This is a genomic window from Pseudotabrizicola sp. 4114 (genome assembly GCF_031457365.1).
In the GTDB taxonomy this organism is placed as follows: Bacteria; Pseudomonadota; Alphaproteobacteria; order Rhodobacterales; family Rhodobacteraceae; genus Pseudotabrizicola.
The window spans coordinates 135,530-157,219 of record NZ_JAVDWP010000007.1 but is presented as its reverse complement, the minus strand read 5'-3'; the positions used below and the strand labels follow the sequence as shown (position 1 = coordinate 157,219).

General features: G+C 62.2%; 22 protein-coding genes and 1 pseudogene. 11 read left to right on the top strand and 12 right to left on the bottom strand.

The window, feature by feature from the left end; translation table 11 throughout:
* Positions 1–102 precede the first annotated feature (102 nt).
* The 4 genes from J2X53_RS16465 to J2X53_RS16450 all read left to right on the top strand — a co-directional run bounded on the left by J2X53_RS16465 (position 103) and on the right by J2X53_RS16450 (position 4,039).
* Positions 103–546, top strand: coding sequence for a Gfo/Idh/MocA family oxidoreductase (locus J2X53_RS16465; RefSeq protein WP_349038580.1), 444 nt, complete (start codon positions 103–105; stop codon positions 544–546).
* 29 nt (positions 547–575) lie between these two features.
* A complete protein-coding gene (locus J2X53_RS16460; protein WP_349038579.1) occupies positions 576–1,724 on the top strand; it encodes a mandelate racemase family protein in 1,149 nt (382 codons plus the stop codon).
* Positions 1,725–1,740: 16 nt separating this feature from the next.
* Complete coding sequence (locus J2X53_RS16455) at positions 1,741–2,355, top strand: SGNH/GDSL hydrolase family protein (RefSeq protein WP_349038578.1); 615 nt, start codon at positions 1,741–1,743, stop codon at positions 2,353–2,355.
* An 88-nt stretch (positions 2,356–2,443) separates the two neighbouring features.
* Complete coding sequence (locus tag J2X53_RS16450) at positions 2,444–4,039, top strand: ABC transporter substrate-binding protein (protein WP_349038577.1); 1,596 nt, start codon at positions 2,444–2,446, stop codon at positions 4,037–4,039.
* A 144-nt stretch (positions 4,040–4,183) separates the two neighbouring features.
* Here J2X53_RS16450 and J2X53_RS16445 read toward each other — a convergent pair whose 3' ends face one another.
* The 7 genes from J2X53_RS16445 to kdgD all read right to left on the bottom strand — a co-directional run bounded on the left by J2X53_RS16445 (position 4,184) and on the right by kdgD (position 10,641).
* Positions 4,184–4,945, bottom strand: coding sequence for an ABC transporter ATP-binding protein (locus J2X53_RS16445; protein ID WP_349038576.1), 762 nt, complete (start codon positions 4,943–4,945; stop codon positions 4,184–4,186).
* Entirely contained in the window at positions 4,942–5,781 is an 840-nt protein-coding gene (locus tag J2X53_RS16440) for an ABC transporter ATP-binding protein (protein WP_349038575.1), read from the bottom strand. Before J2X53_RS16440 ends, J2X53_RS16445 begins: the two co-directional genes overlap by 4 nt.
* Before the next feature lie 3 nt (positions 5,782–5,784).
* Entirely contained in the window at positions 5,785–6,627 is an 843-nt protein-coding gene (locus J2X53_RS16435) for an ABC transporter permease (RefSeq protein ID WP_349038593.1), read from the bottom strand.
* 32 nt (positions 6,628–6,659) lie between these two features.
* Positions 6,660–7,682 carry an ABC transporter permease gene (locus tag J2X53_RS16430; RefSeq protein WP_349038574.1) on the bottom strand — a complete coding sequence of 341 codons (1,023 nt, stop codon included), beginning with the start codon at positions 7,680–7,682 and terminating at the stop codon, positions 6,660–6,662.
* A 153-nt stretch (positions 7,683–7,835) separates the two neighbouring features.
* On the bottom strand, positions 7,836–8,570 hold the full coding sequence (locus J2X53_RS16425; protein WP_349038573.1) for a FadR/GntR family transcriptional regulator: 735 nt from the start codon (positions 8,568–8,570) through the stop codon (positions 7,836–7,838).
* Positions 8,571–8,646: 76 nt separating this feature from the next.
* The gene (locus J2X53_RS16420; RefSeq protein WP_349038572.1) at positions 8,647–9,708 is read right to left on the bottom strand and encodes a dienelactone hydrolase family protein; all 1,062 of its coding nucleotides are present in this window, start codon (positions 9,706–9,708) and stop codon (positions 8,647–8,649) included.
* Between the two features lie 27 nt (positions 9,709–9,735).
* Positions 9,736–10,641: a 5-dehydro-4-deoxyglucarate dehydratase gene (gene kdgD / locus J2X53_RS16415; protein WP_349038571.1), complete on the bottom strand. Its 906-nt coding sequence runs from the start codon at positions 10,639–10,641 to the stop codon at positions 9,736–9,738.
* Between the two features lie 254 nt (positions 10,642–10,895).
* Between kdgD and J2X53_RS16410 the strand changes: the two genes are divergently transcribed.
* Positions 10,896–11,636 (top strand): FadR/GntR family transcriptional regulator, encoded by a 741-nt coding sequence (locus J2X53_RS16410; RefSeq protein ID WP_349038570.1) that lies wholly within the window; start codon positions 10,896–10,898, stop codon positions 11,634–11,636.
* 176 nt (positions 11,637–11,812) lie between these two features.
* Here the strand turns inward: J2X53_RS16410 and J2X53_RS16405 are convergent, their stop codons facing one another.
* Entirely contained in the window at positions 11,813–11,941 is a 129-nt protein-coding gene (locus tag J2X53_RS16405) for a hypothetical protein (RefSeq protein WP_349038569.1), read from the bottom strand.
* 4 nt (positions 11,942–11,945) lie between these two features.
* Between J2X53_RS16405 and J2X53_RS16400 the strand changes: the two are divergent.
* The 6 genes and pseudogenes from J2X53_RS16400 to J2X53_RS16375 all read left to right on the top strand — a co-directional run.
* A pseudogene (locus J2X53_RS16400) lies at positions 11,946–12,245 on the top strand (ISKra4 family transposase); the annotation flags it as partial.
* Positions 12,246–12,460: 215 nt separating this feature from the next.
* The gene (gene wrbA / locus J2X53_RS16395) at positions 12,461–13,060 is read left to right on the top strand and encodes an NAD(P)H:quinone oxidoreductase (protein WP_349038568.1); all 600 of its coding nucleotides are present in this window, start codon (positions 12,461–12,463) and stop codon (positions 13,058–13,060) included.
* Positions 13,061–13,084: 24 nt separating this feature from the next.
* Positions 13,085–13,771 (top strand): hydrolase, encoded by a 687-nt coding sequence (locus J2X53_RS16390; RefSeq protein WP_349038567.1) that lies wholly within the window; start codon positions 13,085–13,087, stop codon positions 13,769–13,771.
* Positions 13,772–13,834: 63 nt separating this feature from the next.
* Entirely contained in the window at positions 13,835–15,694 is a 1,860-nt protein-coding gene (locus J2X53_RS16385) for an amidohydrolase (protein ID WP_349038566.1), read from the top strand.
* A 36-nt stretch (positions 15,695–15,730) separates the two neighbouring features.
* Positions 15,731–16,111 carry a DoxX family membrane protein gene (locus J2X53_RS16380; RefSeq protein WP_349038565.1) on the top strand — a complete coding sequence of 127 codons (381 nt, stop codon included), beginning with the start codon at positions 15,731–15,733 and terminating at the stop codon, positions 16,109–16,111.
* 172 nt (positions 16,112–16,283) lie between these two features.
* A complete protein-coding gene (locus J2X53_RS16375; protein WP_349038564.1) occupies positions 16,284–17,882 on the top strand; it encodes an MFS transporter in 1,599 nt (532 codons plus the stop codon).
* 24 nt (positions 17,883–17,906) lie between these two features.
* Here J2X53_RS16375 and J2X53_RS16370 read toward each other — a convergent pair whose 3' ends face one another.
* The 4 genes from J2X53_RS16370 to J2X53_RS16355 form a co-directional block, all read right to left on the bottom strand.
* Positions 17,907–18,899, bottom strand: coding sequence for an LLM class oxidoreductase (locus J2X53_RS16370; RefSeq protein ID WP_349038563.1), 993 nt, complete (start codon positions 18,897–18,899; stop codon positions 17,907–17,909).
* A gap of 101 nt (positions 18,900–19,000) precedes the next feature.
* Positions 19,001–19,972 carry a zinc-dependent alcohol dehydrogenase family protein gene (locus tag J2X53_RS16365; RefSeq protein WP_349038562.1) on the bottom strand — a complete coding sequence of 324 codons (972 nt, stop codon included), beginning with the start codon at positions 19,970–19,972 and terminating at the stop codon, positions 19,001–19,003.
* A 147-nt stretch (positions 19,973–20,119) separates the two neighbouring features.
* Positions 20,120–20,407 (bottom strand): DUF1330 domain-containing protein, encoded by a 288-nt coding sequence (locus tag J2X53_RS16360; protein ID WP_349038561.1) that lies wholly within the window; start codon positions 20,405–20,407, stop codon positions 20,120–20,122.
* Between the two features lie 47 nt (positions 20,408–20,454).
* Positions 20,455–21,468 (bottom strand): zinc-binding alcohol dehydrogenase family protein, encoded by a 1,014-nt coding sequence (locus J2X53_RS16355; RefSeq protein WP_349038560.1) that lies wholly within the window; start codon positions 21,466–21,468, stop codon positions 20,455–20,457.
* Between the last annotated feature and the right edge of the window lie 222 nt (positions 21,469–21,690).

The window sequence follows — 21,690 nt, the reverse complement described above, 5'->3', positions numbered from 1 at the left end:
TCCGTGGGGTTCACTCCATTTCGGCACCGAAATTTAACCCCAACAAGCCGGACAATCTCTCTGGTGTTTTATGGCTTTGATTGCTTGAGGGCGGGGTCATCGTTGGACACCTATGGTGGGGTCAAGCCCCGCGCCGAAACAGACAAGGCGCAGTCCGTGGCTACGCAGTTCGGCTTTAACCGGGCGACTGCGGACTGGCGAGATCTGCTAGCCGATCCCACAATTCACATAATCTCGATCACCACACCCAACGGCATGTACCGCAAGATGACAATGGCTGCTTTGGCTTCCGGCAAGCATGTGTGGTGCGAAAAGCTGATGGCGCTGACGCTGGATGATGCCCGTCAAATGGAAGCGGCCGCGGGCGCCTCTGGATTGAAGACCCAACTTGAATACAACGACACCGCCAACCCTGCGCGGCCCTATTCGAGCTCGCTCTGGCGAGGCTCAAATCTGGTAGAAGGAATTACAACTTGTAAGACATATATTGACTTCTTAGCAGACATGTTGCCATATGCCCTCATGAGGTTTCGCGAATCCCGTTGAGCCCTCTATTCAAATCTGAGGGGGAGCGGATGATCATCACCGACGTATCCGCGCGGGTGTTTCTGACAACCACGCGCAGGCATTCCGACAGCGCGGGCCACGCCCATCCGGGCCCGGCGCATCAGGTGCCGCAGGCGATGCTGACGCTCCGCACCGAAGACGGGCACCAGGGGCATTCCTTTACCGTTCCCGAAGTCATCCGCCCCCACATCCTCGAAAAGTTTCTTCGCAAAGTGCTTATAGGTCAAGACTATAGGGACCGTGAGCGGCTTTGGCAGGATCTGGCGCACTGGCAGCGCGGCTCGGCGGCGCAGCTGACCGACCGCACGCTTGCGGTGGTCGATTGTGCGCTGTGGGATCTGGCGGGGCGCACGCTGAACCAGCCGGTCCACAAGCTGATCGGGGCTTACCGCGACAAGGTTCTGGCCTATGGCAGCATCATGTGCGGCGACGAAATCGAAGGCGGACTGGCCACGCCGGAAGACTATGGCCGCTTTGCCGAAACGCTGGTCAAGCGCGGCTACAAAGGCATCAAGCTGCACACCTGGATGCCACCTGTCAGCTGGGCACCAGACGTAAAGATGGACCTGAAAGCCTGCGCCGCCGTGCGTGAAGCTGTGGGGCCGGACATCCGCCTGATGATCGACGCCTTCCATTGGTACTCGCGCAGCGATGCGCTGGAACTGGGAAGGGGTCTGGAAAAGCTGGGCTTTGACTGGATCGAAGAGCCGATGGATGAACAGTCGATGTCGTCCTATAAATGGCTGGCCGACAATCTGGATATCCCGGTGGTCGGCCCCGAAAGCGCGGCCGGAAAGCACTGGCACCGCGCGGAATGGGTGCGCCACGGGGCCTGTGACATCCTGCGGACCGGCGTGAACGACGTGGGCGGCATCACCCCGGCGATCAAGACCATGCGCATGGCCGAAGCCTTTGGCATGGATTGCGAAGTGCATGGCAACACCGCGATGAACCTACATGTCGTGGCGGTAGCCAAGAACTGTCGCTGGTATGAGCGCGGCCTTTTGCATCCGTTTCTGGAATATGACGACGGACATGACTACCTGAAATCCCTGTCGGACCCGATGGATGCCGACGGTTTCGTGCATGTGCCCGACAGGCCGGGGTTGGGCGAGGATATCGACTTCGATTTCATTGAAAACAACCGTGTTGCCTGAGAGTAAAAGGCTGAAAATGTACCAGATTCTCGCCTTTGGGGATAGTCTGACTTGGGGGGCAGACCCGGCCACCGGGCTGCGCCATCCGCCGCAGGCACAATGGCCACGGGCGCTGGAAACGGGCCTGACGGGTGCGCGGGTGCATGCCGACGGCGTCGGTGGACGCACCACCTGCCGCGATGATGATGCGGGCGCTGCCTCGCGCAACGGGGCCAAAGCATTGCCGGTGGCGCTGTCGGCGCACATGCCGCTGGATCTGGTGATCCTGATGCTGGGCACCAATGATCTGAAAGCGGTGCATGGGGGCCTTGCCGCTTCGGCACAGGCCGGGATGCGGCGACTGGCCGAGATTGTGGCCACTTTTCCTTACAAACCACGGAGTGCTGTCCCGAAACTTTTGATCATTGCGCCACCGCCCTGCGGTGCCGGGGCGGCAGGCGGGCGGCGGGTGGAGGAGTCCCTGCTGCTGGCCCCGCTCTACCGTCAACTTGCGGCTGAGGTCGGCGCCGGATTCTTTGATGCCGGATCAGTCGCGCACCCCAGCGCCATCGATGGTGTGCATCTGGAGGCAAAGGAAACTGCTGCGCTTGGCCGGGCCTTGGTCGGGCCGGTCAGGGTGATGCTTGCCTGACAGGCAAGAGCAACATGCCTGCATGTCTGACATGCAAGCGAATACGGCGAGCCGCGCGCCCCTGACGCGGCGGGGAATGGGAGGAACAATGAAACATTTTCTTGCATCCGTGGCGCTTGGCGCGCTGCTGATCGGCGCGGCCCCAGCATCCTGGGCGGAAACGCCTGCGGATCAGCTGATCGTCGCAGCCACGATGAACAACATCCTGACACTCGACCCGGCCACGATCACCGGGCGCGAGACGGTGCAGGTGCTGAACAACATCTATGACACGCTGGTCATTCTGTCGCCTGACGACCGCTCGATCCAGCCGCGTCTGGCCGCCAGCTACGAGGTGGCCGAAGACCGCATGTCGATCCGCTTTACCCTGCGCGATGATGTGCGCTTTGCCTCTGGCAATCCGCTGACCGCGCAGGATGTGGTCTGGAGCCTGAAGCGGCTGATGACCCTGAATCTGGCGCAATCGTCGTTCCTGAAATCGCGCGGCTTCGACGCCGAGACGGCAGATGCGCATTTCGTCGCCGAAGATGACAATACCTTTGTGCTGAACCTGCCAAAGGCCGATGATCCCAACATGATCCTGATGGTGCTGGCACAAAACGGGCCGGGGTCGATCATCGACAGCCAGACCGCACTGGAAAACGAGGTCAATGGCGATCTGGGCGCCGGCTGGCTGACGCTCAACTCCGCCGGGTCGGGCCCCTATGCGTTGACGCAATGGGCGTCGAACGAATACATCATCCTGACCCGCAACGATGCGTATTGGGGCGAAGCGCCGGCGATGGCCCGGGTGCTGATCCGCCACCTGCCGGAATCGCAGTCGCAGCGGCTGATGCTGGAACAGGGCGATATCGACGTGGCCTATTCGTTGCAGGCCCCGGACCTTGCATCGCTGGATGCCAATGACAAGATCACCGTCGCCTCGACCCCCGGCTCGGGGTTCTATTACCTTGCCGTGTCGATGAAAGACGAGCGTTTTGCCAACCCAAAGGTCCGCGCGGCGCTGCGTCTGCTGATGGATTATGAGGGTCTGGACAAGGCCGTGATGCCTTATTACGGCAAGCTGCACCAGCGCCCGCTGTCCACCGGTGTTCTGGGCCAGCTGCCAGACCCCGGCTATACGCTGGATGTAGATGCAGCCAAGGCCCTGCTGGCCGAGGCGGGCTATCCCGATGGTTTCCGCACCACGCTGCGGGTGCTGTCCGAAGACCCGTTCCTCAAGGCCGCAACCGCGATCCAGAACACGCTGGCACAGGCGGGCATTCAGGCCGAGCTGATCACCGGCTCGGGCGATCAGATCTATGGCGCGATGCGCGAGCGGAACTTCGAGCTGCTGGTCGGTCGCGGCGGTGGCGGGCAACAGCCTCACCCCGACAGCAACCTGCGCGCGCTGGCCTATAACCCCGACAACAGCGACGAGGCCAAGCTGACCAACTATCAGGGCTGGCGCACCAGCTACTTCGATGCCGCCCTGAACGAAAAGATCGAGGCCGCGCTGCTGGAGCGCGACCCGGCGGCGCAGGAACAGATGTATCAGGACATTCAGACCTACATCGACGAAACCGTGCCCCCGATCATCCCGTTCTCCGAGGTGGTGGATACGGCGGCCTATCAGTCCGATATCGACGGGATGATCGTCAGCCCCTGGCTGTCCCGGTTTGAGGGGATCACCAAGTCGCGCTGATCCTCCCTCACGCGACCGAGCCCTCTGCAACGGGCGCATCGCAAGATGCGCCCGTTTTGCCGATCCGCCCACAGTAAAAAACGTCCGCGCAATAAAAAACGCCGCGCCCCGGTCTGGGGGCGCGGCGTTACTCTGTTCCCAAAATCAGCGCTGGCCTTCGTATTCCAGCGAGGCCCCGATCAGTTCCCGCGCATAGGGGTGGGTAGCCCCATTTCGTGCAATCGCCGAGCGTGGCAGGATCTCGGTCACTTCCCCGCTCTGCATCACGGCAAAGCGGTCACACATGTGATCAACGACCGCCAGATCATGCGTAACCATGATATAGGTGAATCCGCGCACCTCGCGCAGCCGGACCAGCAGGTTCAGAATCTCTGCCTGCACCGACACATCCAGCGCCGAGGTCGGCTCATCAAGCAGCAGCACCGCAGGCTCCAGGATCAGCGCCCGCGCAATCGCCACCCGCTGCCGCTGCCCGCCCGACAGCTGATGCGGAAAGCGGTCGAGGAAATCCACCGGCAACCCGACATCCACCAGCGCCTGCTTCATGCGATCGTCGCGGTCGCCGATCCCGTGAATGCGCAGCGGTTCCGCCAGAACCGTGCGCACCGACTGGCGCGGATGCAGGCTGCCGTAGGGATCCTGAAACACCATCTGCAACAGCCGGCAGCGGTCTCTGAGCGGCACCGCGCGCACGTCTTTGCCCGCGATCCTGACCTCTCCGGTCCAGATATCGGTCAGCAACGACACACAGCGCAGCACGGTGGATTTGCCCGACCCGCTTTCGCCGACCAGCCCAAAGCATTCACCGGGGGCTACCGAAAAACTGACCGAAGGAAGCACCTTGACCGCCCCCGGCCCGGAGCCAAAGGTGATCGACAGGTTTTCGATCTCTACGGGTGCGGTCATGGCGCCAGCTCCTCTTTCCATTCGGGGCGACGGTCCAACACCGCCAACGGCGCGCGAGACCCGCCGATGCGCGGCTGTGCCGCCAGCAATCCGCGCGTATAGGGGTGGCGGGCGGCATCCATGTCGCGGGCGTTCAGCGTTTCCACCACCCGGCCCGCATACATGATCAACACCCGGTCGCAAAAGTTGCGCACAAGATTCAGGTCGTGGCTGATCATGATCAGCCCGATCCCCCGGTCGCGCACCAGCCCGTCGAGGATGTTCAGCACCTGCAACCGCACCGTCACGTCCAGCGCCGAGGTCGGCTCATCCGCGATCACCAGATCCGGGTCGGCCAGCAACATCATGGCGATCATCACCCGCTGCCCCATCCCGCCCGAAATCTCATGCGGATAGAGGTCATGCACCCGCTCCGGGTCTCGGATGCGAACAGCAGCCAGCATCTCCAGCGTCTTGGCCTTTGCCTCGGCCTTTGAGACCGGGAAATGCCGCAGATAGGTTTCCGCCACCTGATGCCCGACCCGCCGGATCGGGTTAAGCGAGAATTTCGGGTCTTGCAGGATCATCGACATCCGCCGCCCGCGCACCTTGAGCATCTCTCGCTCTGACAGATCCAGCAGATCCACATCCTCAAACCGCAGCGTATCCGCCGTCACCGTGGCCCCCGGCAACAGCCGCAAGAGCGCGCGGCCCACGGTCGATTTGCCCGATCCGCTTTCGCCTACAATCCCCAGACGCTCGCGCCCAAGGGTAAAGCTCACCCCGCGCACCGCATCCTCGGCCGAGCCGCCATAGCGGACCGACAGGTTCTTCACGTCCAGAATGGTGTCCTGCATGGCCTACCTCCGGTTCATCTGTTTGGGGTCCAGCGCATCGCGCAACCCGTCGCCCAGCAGATTGAACGCCAGACTGACGCAGAGGATCGACAGGCCCGGAAAGGTCACCAACCACCAGCTGTCGATCATGTAGCGCCGTCCGGTCGCGATCATCGCGCCCCATTCCGGCAGCGGCGGCTGCGCCCCAAGGCCCAGAAAGCCCAAGCCCGCCGCCGTCAGGATCACCGTTGCCATGTTCAGCGTCAGCCGGATCACCACCGAGGGCAGACACATCGGCATGATCGACTTCACGATGATCCGCAGCGATGACGCCCCCTGCAGCCGGGCAGCGGCAATATAATCGGCATTGCGGAATGTCATCGTCTCGGCCCGCGCCAGCCGCGCAATCGGCGGCCAGGCGGTCAGCCCGATCGCAATGATCGCGTTGTTCAGGCTGGGGCCAAGGGCCGCGACAAAGGCCAGCGACAGGATCAGCGAGGGGAAGGACAGGAAGATATCGGTGACCCGCATCATCACCGTATCGACCTTGCCGCCGAAATAACCCGCAACCGTGCCTACGATCATCCCCAGCGGCCCGACCACGATGGTCACCAGAAAGATGATCGTCAGCGTGATCCGCGCGCCCCAGATCAGCCGCGAATAGATATCCCGCCCCAGCTCATCGGTGCCGAACAGATGGCCATTGCCGGGCGGCTGCAACACGTTGTTCAGGTTTTGCACATAGGGGTCATGCACAGTGATCAGCGGCGCGAACAATGCGGCCAGGATCAGGATCGCCAGCACAATCAGGCCAAAGGCCGAGGTCGGCTGTCGCAACAGGAAGGTCACGATATTGCGGGCCGCCAGAAAAGGGGTCGGCAGGGACAAGGTGTGCGCTTTCATTTCGTCCTCGGGTCAAACAGACGATACAGGATGTCGGACAGCAGGTTCAGCCAGATGAAGATCACGCCGACGATCAGCACGCAGGTCATCACCGCATTCATGTCACCGATGATCAGGTTATTGGTCAGGTATTGGCCAAAGCCGGGCCAGGCAAACACTGTCTCGATCAGCACCGCGCCTTCCAGCAGGCTGCCATAGGCCAACGCCACAATCGTCACCAGCTGCACCCGGATATTGCCAAAGGCATGCCGCCAGATCGTCTGTCCCTTTGACAAACCCTTGACCCGCGCCGTCGTCATGTACTCCTGCCCCAGCTGATCCAGCATGAAGCTCCGGGTCATCCGGGTGATATAGGCCGATGAGGAATAGCCCAGCAGGCTGGCGGGCAGGATCAGGTGATTAACCGCACTCCAGAACACGTCCCATTGTCCGGCAATCGCGCTGTCGATCAGCAAAAATCCGGTCCGGGTCGGCACCATGCCGATATAGAACTGGCTCATCCGCCCCGACCCGCCAACCCAGCCAAGCGCGGCATAGAACACGATCAGCGCGATCATCCCGGTCCAGAAGATCGGCATCGAATGGCCGAACAGGCTGAACACCCGCACCAGATGATCCGGCCAGCGGTCCTTGTTGACGGCGGCGACCACCCCCAGCGGAATGCCAAGCCCCGCGCCAATCAGAATGGCAAAGGTTGCAAGCTCCATCGTCGCGGGCATCACATGCAGGATATCGTCAATCACGGGCTTGCCAGTGCGGATCGAGTTGCCGAAATTGCCGGTCAGCACATCGCCCAGATAGCGCAGGAACTGTTCCCACAGCGGCCGGTCAAGGCCCAGCTGGCGGAATACCTGCTCATAGGTTTCGCGCGTCGCATCCTCACCCACCATGGCGCGCACCGGGTCGGCAGGCATCATTCGCCCGATGATAAAGGTCAGCAGCAACAGCCCCAGCAGCGTGACCGCGATCGTCGTGATCTGGCCCAGAATGCCGCGCAGGCGCGTTCGGCGATCAGACATGGTTCCCCTCCCTAGGCAGGACGATCAGCGGCGAATCTGGCCGATGCGTCCGACATCTGTATCAACCTGTCTGACAAGTAAAGGCTAACCTGTCAAGACTCCACCTGCGGCCATCGCAGGATTAGCCCGTTCTGACGACTGGCGCAGGCACGATCAGACCGGCGGCCTGCCCGCCCGCAGCAACGCCTTGTAGCGCTCCAGACTGCCGCGCAGATGCGCGCGCATCCGTTCACGTGCCGCCTCGCTGTCACCTTCGATGATCGCGTCCAGGATCTGGCTGTGCTCTTCCTGCAGGTGCTGGTTATAGTCTTTCGGACGCGCGCCCGGCTCGGTCCCCTGCAACTCGCCCCGCGGAATAATCCCCTGCCGGATCAGCGTCAGAAACTCGGGAAAGCGCCGGTTCTGCGTCGCCTCGGCGATCGACATATGGAATTCGAAATCGGGGTCTCGGGTCGCCTGCCCGTTACGAAGACAGGCCACAACCCGGTCATGGGCATCCATGATTGTCTCTAACTGCGCCGGCGAGCGGCGGGCGGCAGCCAGTGCCGCCGCCTCGATCTCGCAGGCGGTGCGCAGTTCCAACAGCTCGATCACCTGCGAAATCCGCGCGGTCGCCAGATCGTCGAACGGGCGCGCGGGCTTCAGCTTTGCGGCAAGGTCCAGCGCAAAAACCCCCGCCCCCTTGCGCGCCTCGACCAACCCGTCCGAACGCAGGGCAGCTATCGCCTCGCGCACCACGGCCCGGCTGACCGAATGCAACCGCGTCAGCTCGCTTTCGCTGGGCAGCCGGTCGCCGGGCTGAAACGTGCCCGCCTCCAGATCACGGCGCAGCGCGTTGCTGATCTGGTCCACCAGTGACCCTACGCCATCGCGCTTTTCGCTTTCCATCCCAGCTCTCCACACGGCCTGTCAGACATCTTGCCCTGCAAAAGTGCTAGCCCGGACATTGCCGCGCCGCAAGCGCTTATGCCAGATGCCCCGCAAGCCAGTCAAAGACCGCAGCCTGCCGGTCAGGCGCAAAGCGGTGCCCGCCCTCGGGTCTCCTCAATACCAACTGATCCGCCGCGCCATGCGCCCGCCAGACCGCGCCAAGCGTGGCAAAGGCCGCGTCCACCGCGGCCGCCGGAAACAGCGGGTCATCCGCTGCCACCTCCACCCACATCGGGCGCGGAGCAGACAGCGCCGCAATGTCAGGCAGATCCAGATGCCGGTACAGCAGCGGATGCGCCATCCAGAACGCCGACTGCCCCCGCGTCTGGTTGTTACCTGCACACATCAGACCGGGCAGGCTGGCCATCCAGCCGATACTAACCGTCGCTGCCACCTGCGACGACAGCGCCGCCAGTTGCCAGGCCCGGAACCCACCCAGCGAAAACCCCACCGCTGCAATTCGTGCAGCGTCAATTGCGGGATGCCCGGCCAGAAATGCCATGGCCCGGCAATCCTCCCACGCCATCACAGAAGCAGGTGACAGCCCGATCTGCAGCAGGTTCGCCGCCAGCGCCTGCTGAGCACCATAGCCATTGCCCATACGCCCGCCCCAACCCAGCGCATCGACGCACAGCACTGCGAAGCCGCGCGACACAAGTCCGGTGCCAATCGGCTGACCACCAAAAAACCGCTCTGCCCATCCTACCGCCACCGGATCATCCGGCCCCGGTGGCGGAATGCACTTTTCCTTGCCGATGCGGAACTCCGACCCATGGTCATGCAGCACCAGCACCGCCGGAAACGGGCCCTGCCCTTTTGGCACAAGCATCAGCGCCCCTGCGATCATGCCTGAGCCGAAATCCAGCTCCAGCTCCTGCGCCTGATGCGTCCCGCGATCCTCTGTCCGCAGAAGTCGCAACGTGACCAGTGCCTCCGGCAAATCCGGCAACGCCAAGGCCCGCAGCACCGGCATCGCCTGCGCGCGCCACGCCAGGGGATCAGCCGCGCCGTGCCACCCCAAAGCAAAACCGCGCTGCCGCCGATGGGCGAGCAGCGCGGGGACCAGATTATCGGGGCTGATGGCGGATTCACGCATGCCGCGAACCCACGCACCAACCCAACGTCATCGCCGATACGGCGCGATCAGCGCCGCCATCATTTCCTCTTCTGCGCCGGTCAGATCCGTGAGAGGTGACCGCACCTTGCCCGCCGCAAAGCCCTGCTGGCGCACCCCTGCCTTGATGGCAGAGACCGCATAGCCCTTGGCCCGGTTGCGGATCGCCATGAACGGATAGAAAAACTCGTTCAGGATTCGCTCACAGGTCGCCCGGTCTTCGGCCCGCAGAGCGGTATAAAACTCATTGGCCAAGGCGGGCACAAAATTGAACACCGCACTGGAATAAGTGGTGAACCCGGCCCCCAGATAGGCCTCGGCATACAGTTCGGCCGTCGGCATGCCGCCCAGATAGGTCAGCCGGTCGCCCATTTTGGCCGTGATCTGCCGCACCAGCGCGATATCGCCGGTGCCATCCTTGAACCCGATCAGGTTAGGACAGGCATCGCAGAGCCGCGCCAGCGTATCGGCCTGCAACACCGCATTGTCGCGGTTATAGACCATCACGCCCAGATCGACAGACTGGCAGATCGCCTTGATATGCTCAAACAGCCCATCCTGCGGCGCGTCGATCAGATAGTGCGGCAACAGCAAAATGCCATCCGCCCCGACCTTTTCCACCGCTTGCGCGATCTCTACTGCCATCCGGGTGCCATAGCCGCAGCCCGAAACGATCGCAGTCTCGCCCGCAACCTCCTTTGCCGCCGCCACAATCCCGGGAATCTCCCCCGGGGCGAGCGAGAAAAACTCGCCGGTCCCACCCGCTGCGAACAGCACGGGAGCCTTGTATCCGGCCAGCCATTCGACGTGGGCGCGGTAGCTGTCAGGCGCAAACGCGCCCTGATCGTCAAAGTGGGTCACAGGAAAGGACAGAAGGCCGGAACCAAGTGCGGCCTTGAGCTCTGCGGGGGTCATGGCAAAGTCCTCTGATAGCTTGCTTGGGTTGTCTTAGCGGTAATAGCCACAAGTCGTCAATAGTTATCATATAAGTTTGGAATAAATTTATACATCCTAGAGGGCTAACAAGATTGCACAACATGGCTCTTACCTGCAGACCTTAACAAAGATGCGCCTGAAAGCCGCCGCTTGATATCGTATATCTTCGACCTTATCATACGATATCCCCTCTGACCCCGGCACAACCGGACTGGCACAAGGACGAGCGGCACATGGCGGCATCCTCAGGCAGCAGCGCCCCCAGACCGCATCAACCACAAACGCTGGTGGTACAGGTGCGCGACGCCTTGCGCGCGCAGATCACCGAAGGTCAGTTCCGCCCTGGCGACCGGCTCCCCTCCGAAGCGCGGTTAACCGAAGGGTTCGGCGTCAGCCGGACCGTGGTGCGCGAGGCGATCGCCGCCCTGCGCTCTGACGGGCTGGTGGAGCCACGGCAGGGCGCTGGCGTCTTTGTCCTGCCCCCGTCCGCCCCCGATGATCTGGCGTTTCAGAACGTCGACCCGGCGCGCGTCTCTTCGCTGATCGAGATGCTGGAACTGCGCACTGCGGTCGAGGGCGATGCGGCCGGCTTCGCCGCCCTGCGCCGGTCTCCCGCTCAGGAAGAGGCCATTGTCGAAGCCTTTGATCTGTTCCGCCGTCAGGCACTGGCGGGCCAGCCCACCTCTGACTCGGATTTTGCCTTTCACATGGCAATCGCCGAGGCCGCCAACAATCCGCGCTTTGCCGAGTTCCTGCGGCTGACCGGCACCGCGCTGATTCCACGCAGCGCGGTCAGCGACGGCACCGATCCCAAGATCACACCCGAATACTCACGCCGTCTGATCGAGGAACACGAGGCGATTGTGACGGAAATCCAGAATGGTGACGAAGACGCCGCGCGCACGGCGATGCGCACCCATCTGCGGGGCAGTCAGGCGCGCTATCGGCAGTATCTGCGCAACGCCCGACGCTGAACACTTGCCCCGACCAGACCCTGTCCGGGCAAGCGCGCCAAAGTGTTATCCCCCCGCCACGCGGTCAGAAACCAGCCCTTGCCCGGCCCCCGCCCGCACTGCTTGGGGCGGCATGGCCGCATAGGCCATCATCTGTGGCCCGGTGCCCTTGGCATCATCGCTGACCAGCTTTTCCGTCAGGTAGTATCCGGGCTGCCATCGCGGTAAGTGCCGGAAAATCCGCCCAGACCCGCAACATGGCAGATCCCGGTCAGCTGCACCTGATCACCAGCGGCCCAAAGACCTGTCAGCCACAGGCGACACATGCATGATTGCAACCGCCTTGCGGAAGAGCCTCTGGCTGTCCGCACCGCTGCCCCTCGTGGGCAGGCCCGCTGCGAGACATTGTACATCTATCTCGCGAACAACTTGGAATCCCTCGTCGACGATGGCCAACGGTACCGGAACGGGCTGCCCATCTCGTCATCTCGTGCCGAAGGATCAGTCGATGACATTGCCCATGCCCGCATGGGAAAGCGCAGAAGGATGCGGTGGTCGCCCAAAGGGGCTCACCGGGTAGCCGTTGCAAGGGCCGCAGTTGTCGATGGTCGGCTGACCGTCGCAAACTGAAAAGCGCGCCGCATGGCCAACATGTTCTGTTCACTCCCGGTTGAGGAACGGCAAAAGAAAGCAAGATCAGCACCAACGCCGCAGCCTGAGCGCCGCCCGGCCGGGGCTGTTTCGCTAAGGTCAGGCCAACGCGACCGGTGAGCAGAACCGGTCGCAGGCCGTTGGCGGTCCGCTTGCGAAATCCAGACAAAGTCAAAGCTGAGAGAGGTTACGCCATGACAAAGGTTCTAGTTCTTTACTACTCGTCCTACGGACATGTCGAAGCGATGAGTGCGGCCGTGGCCAAGGGTGCGGCAGAAGTCACCGGGACGGAAGTGACGGTCAAACGCGTCCCCGAGATCATGACCTCCGAAGCAGCGACGGCTGCTGGTTTCAAGACCGAGCAGGTGGCCGAAATCGCGGTGCCTTCGGAGCTTGCCACCTATGACGCCATCATTTTCGGCACGCCGACGAGGTTCGGGAACATGGCATCGCAGATGCGCAGCTTCCTGGACCAGACCGGAAAGCTCTGGATGGAAGGGGCGCTGATCGGCAAGGTCGGCTCGGTCTTCACCTCGACCGGCACCGGCGGAGGCAGCGAGACAACCATCACCTCGTTCTGGCATACGCTGGCGCATCACGGGATGGTCATCACCGGGCTGCCCTATTCCAGCGGCGAGTTGACCATCATCAACGAGGTGCGCGGCGGCTCTCCCTACGGCGCGGCCACGATCGCCGGCGCGGACGGCTCACGCATGCCCAGTGACACGGAGCTGAAGCTGGCCGCCGATCAGGGCCGCCACGTGGCCAACCTAGCCGCCAAGCTCAGCAAATAAAGACGTGCCACGGAGAATACCAATATGTCGAAACTCGAAGTGCTTACCCCGCAGAACAGCCAGCTCATCTTCATCGATCATCAGCCGCAGATGGCATTCGGTGTTCAGTCGATCGACCGTCAGACGCTAAAGAACAATACGGTCGGCTTGGCCAAGGCGGCACGGATCTTCAATATTCCGACGATCATCACCACGGTCGAGACGGCAAGTTTCTCGGGGCACACCTATCCCGAACTGCTGGATGTGTTCCCAGATGCCCCGTTGCTGGAGCGGTCGTCGATGAATTCGTGGGACGACCGAAAGGTCCGCGACGCGCTGGCAAAGAATGCGGCCGAGGGGCGCAAAAAGGTTGTCGTCGCCGGTCTGTGGACCGAGGTGTGCAACACCACTTTTGCCCTTAGCTGTCTCGCCGATACAGATTACGAGATCTACATGGTTTCCGACGCTTCGGGCGGCACCACGCTGGAGGCGCATAACCGCGCGATGGACCGTATGACGCAGGTCGGCGTGGTGCCGATGACGTGGCAGCAGGTGCTGCTGGAATGGCAGAGGGACTGGGCGCGCAAGGAAACTTATGATGCCGTGGTCTCGCTGGTCATGGAACATTCTGGTGCCTATGGCATGGGCATCGATTACGCCGTGACCATGGTGCACAAGGGCCAGCACCGCAGCCAACACACCGGCGCGCGTCTCGATCCCCTGGGCGCATGACGTAAACCTGCTTGGCCGCGATGGCCACCGGTTCTGTTTCACACGCGTCAGCCGAGGCCTGCTATGACCGATATGATCCTGCGCAATGGGCGCATCACGACCCTTGATCCAAAGACACCCGATGCAACCGCTCTGTTGATCAGGGATGGGCGCATCCAGGCTGTCGGGACGGATCATGCGATCATGTCAGGCGCGGACGCGGCGACGCCGGTCATCGACCTGAACGGGCGGCGCGTGATCCCGGGACTGAATGACAGTCACACCCATCTTATTCGCGGGGGACTGAGTTACAATATCGAGCTGCGTTGGGAAAACGTTCCTTCCGTGGCCGATGCTTTGGCTATGCTGCGTCGTCAGGCGGCCAATACGCCTGCGCCGCAATGGGTGCGCGTCGTCGGCGGCTGGTCCGAGTTCCAGTTCGCCGAGCGCCGCATGCCCACGCTGGAAGAGATCAATCAGGCATCGCCCGATACGCCAGTCTTTGTGCTTCACCTTTATTCCCGCGCCTTGCTCAACGGCGCGGCGCTGCGCGTGCTGGGGATAGGGCGCGACACACCGTCACCCCCGGGTGGCGAGATCGAGCGGGATTCGCGCGGAAATCCGACCGGCATGCTGATCGCGCGGCCTTCGGCGCTGATCCTCTATTCCACGCTGGCGCAGGGGCCGAAGCTGCCCGTGGACGACCAGATCAACTCGACGCGTCATTTCATGCGCGAGTTGAATCGCCTTGGTGTCACCAGCGCCATTGACGCAGGCGGCGGCGGCCAGAGCTATCCCGAGGATTATGACGTCATTCGCCACCTACATGCAGAGGGCCAGATGACGCTGCGGATTGCGTACAATCTGTTCGCACAGAAGGCCGGGCAGGAACTGTCCGACTATGAGCGCTGGATCGGGATGACGTCGCCCGGCGCGGGTGATTCTATGTTGCGCATGAATGGTGCGGGCGAAAACCTTGTGTGGTCGGCTGCCGATTTCGAGAACTTTCTGGAGCCGCGACCCGAACCCGTCCCCGTCATGGAAGCCGAGCTTGAGAAGATCGTCGCGCTTCTGGCAGAGAATGAATGGCCCTTCCGCATTCACGCGACCTATGATGAGACGATCGAGCGGTTTCTGACTGTGTTCGAACGGGTGAACGGCCAGGTGCCTTTCAAGACCCGCTTCATCATCGATCACGCCGAAACAGTGAGCGCCCGGAACATCGAACGGATCAGGGCACTTGGCGGGGGGATTGCCACGCAGCACCGCATGGCGTTTAAGGGTGAGTATTTCGTCGACCGCTATGGCGCGGACGCTGCGCGCGCGACACCTCCGATCCGTGACATGCTGAAGGTGGGTCTGCCCGTGGGCGGCGGGACTGACGCCACGCGGGTGTCCAGTTACGACCCCTGGGTTGCACTGCACTGGCTGACGACGGGAAAGACTGTTGGCGGACTGCCCCTCTTTGACGACGCGCATCTTCTGACGCGCGAAGAAGCGCTGGCGATCTGGACCACCGGATCGGCGTGGTTCTCGGGAGAACAGGATCAGAAGGGGCGGCTGATGCCCGGTATGCATGCCGATCTGGCCGTGCTGTCCGCAGACCTCATGTCTGTCGAGGATGCTGGCATCCGGTCGATCAGCTCGGTCCTTACCATGCTTGGCGGTCGTGTCGTTTTTGCTGATGCCGAGTTTTCCGATCTTGACCCGCCCCTGCCACCTCCCAGCCCGTCATGGTCGGTCAACGCCACCTTCGCGAGCCCGGGGCAGCGCGCTGGTGTGCGGGAACCGGCCACCATCCAGATGCGCGCCTGTTCGGACGGATGCGCCAGCGCCTGCGGTTTGCATGGTCATGCTCATGGAATTGCCTGGACCAATCCGGTTCCGGTGCAGAATCTGCGCGACTTCTGGGGCGCCCTTGGATGCTCATGCTTCATGACGTGAGGCAGGCGGGAATGCGCAGCAGAAAGGGGACAAAAGATGACGGCAGTTGACCATACCCTTATTGTCATCGCTTCAGTTTTGGTGACGGCCCCGTACTGGATCAGTGCGTGCCTCAAGGCAAAATGGTTCAGTGCAACGGTTGCCGAGGTGCAGGGTCTGGGCCTTGGACCTGCCCCGACCGTTGCCCGTGCCACGATTGCGGTGCAAGCCCTGGGTTCGGCCTCGCTGGTATTCGGTGTCCTGCCGGTCTTCGGCCTTCTCGCACTCGTGGCGTTCACCATTGCCGCATCCTTTGTCGGGCACCCGTTCTGGCGCCTGCCCGCCGGCGAACGGCTGACCGGTGCCAACGGCTTTCTTGCGAATGTCGGGCTTCTGGGAGGCCTGCTTTCTGTGGCGCTGCTTCACCGTTTGTCCTGAGAGGCGCTTTTGGGCAATACCAGACATGCGATTGTACAGCGCGTGGATCGGGACCGCTGCAAAACGCATGTTGAAGGCTATTCCCGAAGCAGCGCACCGACCTGGTTCGGCTCTCGCTGCACAGCGGCTCCGGCCGTCCATCCAGATACCTGTCACCCTGAGGAGATGGCCGATGTCATCCACTGTTAAGGCCGCCGAAAAAGCCAGCCCCTTCGCACCTTTTGCCCATCGTGCCTTTGCACTTCTCTGGACGGCAGCGTTGATCTCGAACATCGGGACATGGATGCACGAGGTTGGGGCTGGCTGGCTGATGACCGAGCTCAGCCCGTCTCCGGCAGTCGTCACGCTCGTCCAGGCCGCAACCAGTCTGCCGATCTTTCTCTTCGCGCTTTTCGCAGGGGCGCTGGCTGACCGGCTGGACAAGAGGCGCATGTTGATCGTGATCAACCTTTTGCTCTTCATGATCATCGCGGTTCTGGCCGTTCTTGTCCGGGCCGAACGTGTGACGCCAACGGTTCTGCTTCTGTTTACTCTTGTGATCGGAACGGGTGCGGCCTTCATGGCCCCTGCCTGGCAGGCCGTCGTGCCAATGCTGGTGCCACGGTCAGAGCTGCGCGCCGCCATCGGGCTCAACTCGATGGGCATCAACGTCAGCCGCGCAATCGGCCCCGCAATCGCAGGTATTCTGATCGCATCGGTCGGTCTGGCCGCGCCCTTTGCGCTGAATGCCATCAGCCATCTGGTTATCATCATGGCTCTGATCCTGTGGCGGCCCGAGGGTCCAGTGGTGGCAAAGCGCAGACACCTGCCGATCCTGCAGGAAATGGCGACTGGCCTGCGCCATGTCCGCCACAACAAGCCAATGGTCCAGACGCTTTTCCGTGCCTTTGCGTTCTTCATTTCGGCATCGGCATTCTGGGCGATGATGCCGCTTGTCGCGCGCGGGGCGAATGACGCCGGTTCGTCTTTGTATGGCTTCCTTGTGGCGACAGTGGGTGTTGGTGCCGTTCTGGGCGCTTTGGGTCTTCCTTACCTGCAGGGTCGTCTTGATGCGCACCGGGTCGTGCAACTCGGTACGTTGATGACTGCAGCTGCCCTGCTGGCCTTCGCAGCCTCGACTGCTACGGCAGTCATCATTCCCGGTGCCTTTCTGGGTGGCGTGGCGTGGATTCTCGTCCTGACTTCGGTAAACGTCTCGGCGCAGATGGCGCTGCCGGACTGGATCCGCGCCCGCGGTCTTGCGGTCAATCTCATGGTTTTCTTCGGGTCGATGTCGGCAGGATCGCTGATCTGGGGTCAAATCGCCAACCGGCTCTCGGTCAGCAGCGCGCTCTTCGCCGCGGCCCTCGGCCTGATCGTGGGGTTGCTTGTGACCCGGAACGTCAGGCTTGGCACGGCGGACGATGTGGACCTTGCGCCGGCCAATGCCTGGCCCGAGGCTCCACCCCTCGTCGAAGGGGACAGTGAAGACTCTCCCGCTGTGGTCATGATCGAGTTCCGGATCGCGCCGGCAGACAAAGCGGCCTTCGTCGAAGCCGCCTATAAGGTTTCTGCAGAGCGCTACCGGGACGGGGCAACCCAATGGGCGTTGATCCATGATGTGACCGACCCGGCGATCTGGATCGAGGTGTTCCACCTGCCCAGCTGGGCCGAGCACCTGCAACAGCATGCCCGCACAACGGTTTCGGACACAGAGTTGCATACCGTTCTGCACGCTTTCGATCAGCGCCCGGAAGGACCGGTTGTCAGGCACTATATCGCGTCCACCTGACTGACGGACCAGTACGCGCAGGGCTTATGGGGCGTCGGCAACGCTGAAATGCGGTAGAACGTCACGTCCGATTTCCTCCAGAACGTCGGCGACCGGCCTCTGGCTGAACTTGAGGTTGAGGGCGACATGATTGACCCCATGTGTGCGCAGTTCGCCAAGCAGGTCAACCAGCCGCCGCTGGCCCAACCGGTATCCGAGGTGGATGGGTCGGGGCGGCGCATCCGGATTGTCGGTCAGGTCGAGGTAGAGTGACTGTGCAAGCGGCTTAAAGCCGGCCCCGGCGCGGCGGAGCGCTTCGCGCCATTGCGACACAACCTGCGCCTGCTTGAGCAGATCGCGGGGGTAGGTGACCCAGCCATCGCTACGTTGCGCAATCCAGTCCAGAGATTGCTGGCTCTGCCCCGTAACAAGGACGGGCAAGCGGGATGTGAGCGGCTTGGGAACCAGGTCGCCACCGCCCGAAAGCCGGCCATAGTGCGCCGAGGCATGGTGCGGAAAACGCTTCGTAAGCAGCGCTTCGGTGTAGTCAAATGCGTCGCGGAAAAGGTCGGCACGCTGGCCAGCGTCGCGCCCATAGGCTGGGTATTCCACCGGGCGGTCTCCCGATGCGACGCCGAACACAAAGCGCCCGCCGGACAGGTGGTCAAGCGATGCCGCTGCCTTGGCGACGTCGATCGGGTGATGGAGCGGCAGAATGACTGCGCCTGTGGCGAGCGCGATGGTGTGCGTTTGCGCCGCAATTGTCGCGAGCCAGACAAAGGGATCGTAAATCTGGCCCAGATCCCCGAAAGTCGGGTCGTTCAGCGGCACGTCGCGGGCCCAGAGGGCAGCGAAGCCAAGACGGTCCGCTTGCTGAGCCAGCTTGATCTGATCGTGCATCAGCGGCTCGGCACCCACATAGGCCTCGAGCGGGAAGTAAACGCCGATAGTCAACCGCTGGGGCGCGAACATCGATGTGTAACCGCGACCGAATAAATTCGGCTCGACAGTCTGGACCTGCGATGAAGCAAGGATCATCTTTCTCTCCTTTGGTTCCGGAACGGATGGTTTGGAAAAGATCCGTTGCCATCCGCTCGATCTGTCAGGCTTTGGGTGAAGCAGCCGCCTCACCGCACAGGTCAGTTCTGGCCCGACACATCGATGGCCACCTTGCCACGCAGGCCATGGGAACGGCCGTTTTCAAGCAATTCATGCGCGTCGCCGATCCGGGCCAGGGGCAGTACCGCGCCGATGACGGGCTTGATCAGGCCGCGTTCGACCAGTTTGGTGAGCGCGTCGAGCTTGCCGCGGTTCTGCCGGGTGAACACGAAATGGTAGGCGGCATTCTTGCCCCAGGCTTCGATCAGGTTCTGTGGATTCGCGATGTCGACAATGCTGACCACCCGTCCGGCATCGGCAAGGACAAGCGGGCTCTTGGTCAGCGTATCACCTCCGATGGTATCAAAGACGACATTCACCCCCTCGCCCTGTGTCAGGTCGGTCACGGCTGAGACGTAGTCGCCGGCGGTGTAGTCGATGACTTCGTCCGCCCCAAGCGAACGGACGAACTCTTCGTTGTCAGAACGCGCCGTTGTGATGACCCGCGCACCCATTGCCTTGGCGAACTGGATCGCCACCGTGCCCACACCACCGGCCCCACCATGGATCAGAATGGTCTCGTGAACGGCGAGTTGCGCACGACCGACCAGCGCTTCCCACACTGTCCCACCAACCAGCGTCAGGCTGGCGGCCTCCAGATGGCTGATATTGCGCGGCTTGCGAGCGACCAGATCCACATCGGCAACGTGCTGCTCTGCATAGGAGCCGGGGCCGCCGAAAATTTTGGGCGTGTAATAGACCTCATCGCCGATCTCGAACTCGGTGACATCCGTGCCCCTCTCTTCCACGACGCCGGAAACGTCATGGCCGATGATCGCGGGCAGCGGCACATAATCAGGATAGTCGCCACGCCGGATCTGATAATCCAGAGGATTGATGGCGGTGGCGTGGACGCGCACCCGGACCTGCCGGGAGGTGACAGGCGGGACGGGAACATCCCGCAATTCGAAGGCATCGTAGCCGCCGAATTCCTTAAGCACGATTGCCTTCATTGTATCCGTCATGGTTGGCCTTTCTGATAATATGCTGACGACACCGGATAAACTGAGCAGTATGTCCGGGATGTCGTGCGCTTTGGAACTGGCGTGCGCTGAAGCCTTTGAACTCTGGGTTCAGTCGCCTGAGCCGTCTGAATGGCGTTAAACCCCACCGACGATAAAGCCCCGGTAGCGCGCGCCCCGGAAGCGATGCTGTGCGGTTGCCTGATAGTCAGGACTGAAATACCAGGCCCGCGCTGCGTCCATATCGGGAAACTCAAGGATGACCGCACCCTCGATCTTGTCACCCTCCAGAACTTCAAGGGGACCGTAATCTGCAAGGAGCGTCATCGCGTGCCCTTCAAAGCTCGCATCGGCTTTGGCAGAGTATTCCGCGAGTGCGACGGGATCGACCGTTTCGTCCCGCATGAAGACAACATATGCAGGCATGGTATCTGTTCCTTCTATCCGAGATGTCAGGCGGATCGTCCGTCAGCTCAGAAGCCTTCAAGGACAATCTTGCCGCGTGCCTTGCCACTCTCCAGCAGCGCGTGAACGGCTTTAAGATTGGTCGCATTGATCGGCGACAGGCGTTCGGTCAGCGTGGTGCGCAGCTTGCCAGAGTCGACCAGAGCGCTCGCCTCATTCAGGATCTGGCCCTGTCGGGCCATGTCAGGCGTGCCGTAGATCGACCGCGTGAACATCAGCTCATGGTGGATCGAAACCGCCTTGCGTTTGAACGCCATGATGTCAAAGCCTGCAGGGTCGTCGATCAGGCAGAAGCGGCCCTGAGGTGCGATCAGTTCGACGATATCGGCGACATGGTCGCCCGTATGAGTGGTCGAGAACACAAACGCCGGCGCACCGATGCCGAGCGCTTCGATCTGAGGCGCGAGGGGTTTCGAATGATCGAGAATGTGATGTGCGCCAAGCGCCTTTATCCACTCCTGCGTTTCGGGACGTGATGCCGTTGCGATCACGGTAAGGTCGGTGCGTTGGCGGGCAATCTGGACCGCAACCGAACCGACGCCCCCGGAGCCGCCGATGATCAATATGGCCGGTGCCGCGCCCGGAACCGGCTTGCTCACATCCAGACGGTCAAAAAAGGCTTCCCATGCTGTCAGCGTCGTCAATGGCAGCGCGGCGGCCTCTGCCCAGTTCAGAGAGGCGGGTTTGGTGCCGACGATCCGTTCATCGACCAGATGCAGCTCTGCATTTGTGCCCTGACGGGTGATCGAGCCGGCATAGAACACTTCGTCCCCGGGCCGGAACAGTGTCGTGTCCGACCCCACGGCGCGCACGATACCGGATGCATCGTAACCCAGCACCTTCCACCCTCCGTCCTGCGGCGGCGTGCTGCGGCGGACCTTGAAATCGACGGGGTTCACCGAGATTGCCTTCACCTCGACAAGAAGATCGCGGCCAGTAGGCGCGGGCTCGGGGAGATCAATGTCTACCAGAGACGCCTCGCCGTCGATGGGTCCGGGGAGTTTGTATCCGATGGCCTTCACGTGTCTCTCCAGTCTTGTTGCCTTGTGCCGGGCGCAGCAACGGAACTGTGCTGCGCATGCACGCCGATGACGCTTCACGTGCTGCGGGCCGTAGCACTGAGCGGAGACGCGGGCGGGATGATGCCCGTTCTGAAGTAGAGGTTACTCTGCTTCACGGGTGGCTGCGCCGCATGCCCTGACGCGATGGTGCAGATCTTGCGCTTTTCCCGCTGGCCTGAGGAG

Coding starts and splice junctions, on each gene's coding strand:
- J2X53_RS16460 (WP_349038579.1), top strand. CDS start 576: ATGATCATCACCGACGTATCCGCGCGGGTGTTTCTGACAACCACGCGC.
- J2X53_RS16455 (WP_349038578.1), top strand. CDS start 1,741: ATGTACCAGATTCTCGCCTTTGGGGATAGTCTGACTTGGGGGGCAGAC.
- J2X53_RS16450 (WP_349038577.1), top strand. CDS start 2,444: ATGAAACATTTTCTTGCATCCGTGGCGCTTGGCGCGCTGCTGATCGGC.
- J2X53_RS16445 (WP_349038576.1), bottom strand. CDS start 4,945: ATGACCGCACCCGTAGAGATCGAAAACCTGTCGATCACCTTTGGCTCC.
- J2X53_RS16440 (WP_349038575.1), bottom strand. CDS start 5,781: ATGCAGGACACCATTCTGGACGTGAAGAACCTGTCGGTCCGCTATGGC.
- J2X53_RS16430 (WP_349038574.1), bottom strand. CDS start 7,682: ATGTCTGATCGCCGAACGCGCCTGCGCGGCATTCTGGGCCAGATCACG.
- J2X53_RS16425 (WP_349038573.1), bottom strand. CDS start 8,570: ATGGAAAGCGAAAAGCGCGATGGCGTAGGGTCACTGGTGGACCAGATC.
- J2X53_RS16420 (WP_349038572.1), bottom strand. CDS start 9,708: ATGCGTGAATCCGCCATCAGCCCCGATAATCTGGTCCCCGCGCTGCTC.
- kdgD (WP_349038571.1), bottom strand. CDS start 10,641: ATGACCCCCGCAGAGCTCAAGGCCGCACTTGGTTCCGGCCTTCTGTCC.
- J2X53_RS16410 (WP_349038570.1), top strand. CDS start 10,896: ATGGCGGCATCCTCAGGCAGCAGCGCCCCCAGACCGCATCAACCACAA.
- J2X53_RS16405 (WP_349038569.1), bottom strand. CDS start 11,941: ATGTGTCGCCTGTGGCTGACAGGTCTTTGGGCCGCTGGTGATCAGGTG.
- wrbA (WP_349038568.1), top strand. CDS start 12,461: ATGACAAAGGTTCTAGTTCTTTACTACTCGTCCTACGGACATGTCGAA.
- J2X53_RS16390 (WP_349038567.1), top strand. CDS start 13,085: ATGTCGAAACTCGAAGTGCTTACCCCGCAGAACAGCCAGCTCATCTTC.
- J2X53_RS16385 (WP_349038566.1), top strand. CDS start 13,835: ATGACCGATATGATCCTGCGCAATGGGCGCATCACGACCCTTGATCCA.
- J2X53_RS16380 (WP_349038565.1), top strand. CDS start 15,731: ATGACGGCAGTTGACCATACCCTTATTGTCATCGCTTCAGTTTTGGTG.
- J2X53_RS16375 (WP_349038564.1), top strand. CDS start 16,284: ATGTCATCCACTGTTAAGGCCGCCGAAAAAGCCAGCCCCTTCGCACCT.
- J2X53_RS16370 (WP_349038563.1), bottom strand. CDS start 18,899: ATGATCCTTGCTTCATCGCAGGTCCAGACTGTCGAGCCGAATTTATTC.
- J2X53_RS16365 (WP_349038562.1), bottom strand. CDS start 19,972: ATGAAGGCAATCGTGCTTAAGGAATTCGGCGGCTACGATGCCTTCGAA.
- J2X53_RS16360 (WP_349038561.1), bottom strand. CDS start 20,407: ATGCCTGCATATGTTGTCTTCATGCGGGACGAAACGGTCGATCCCGTC.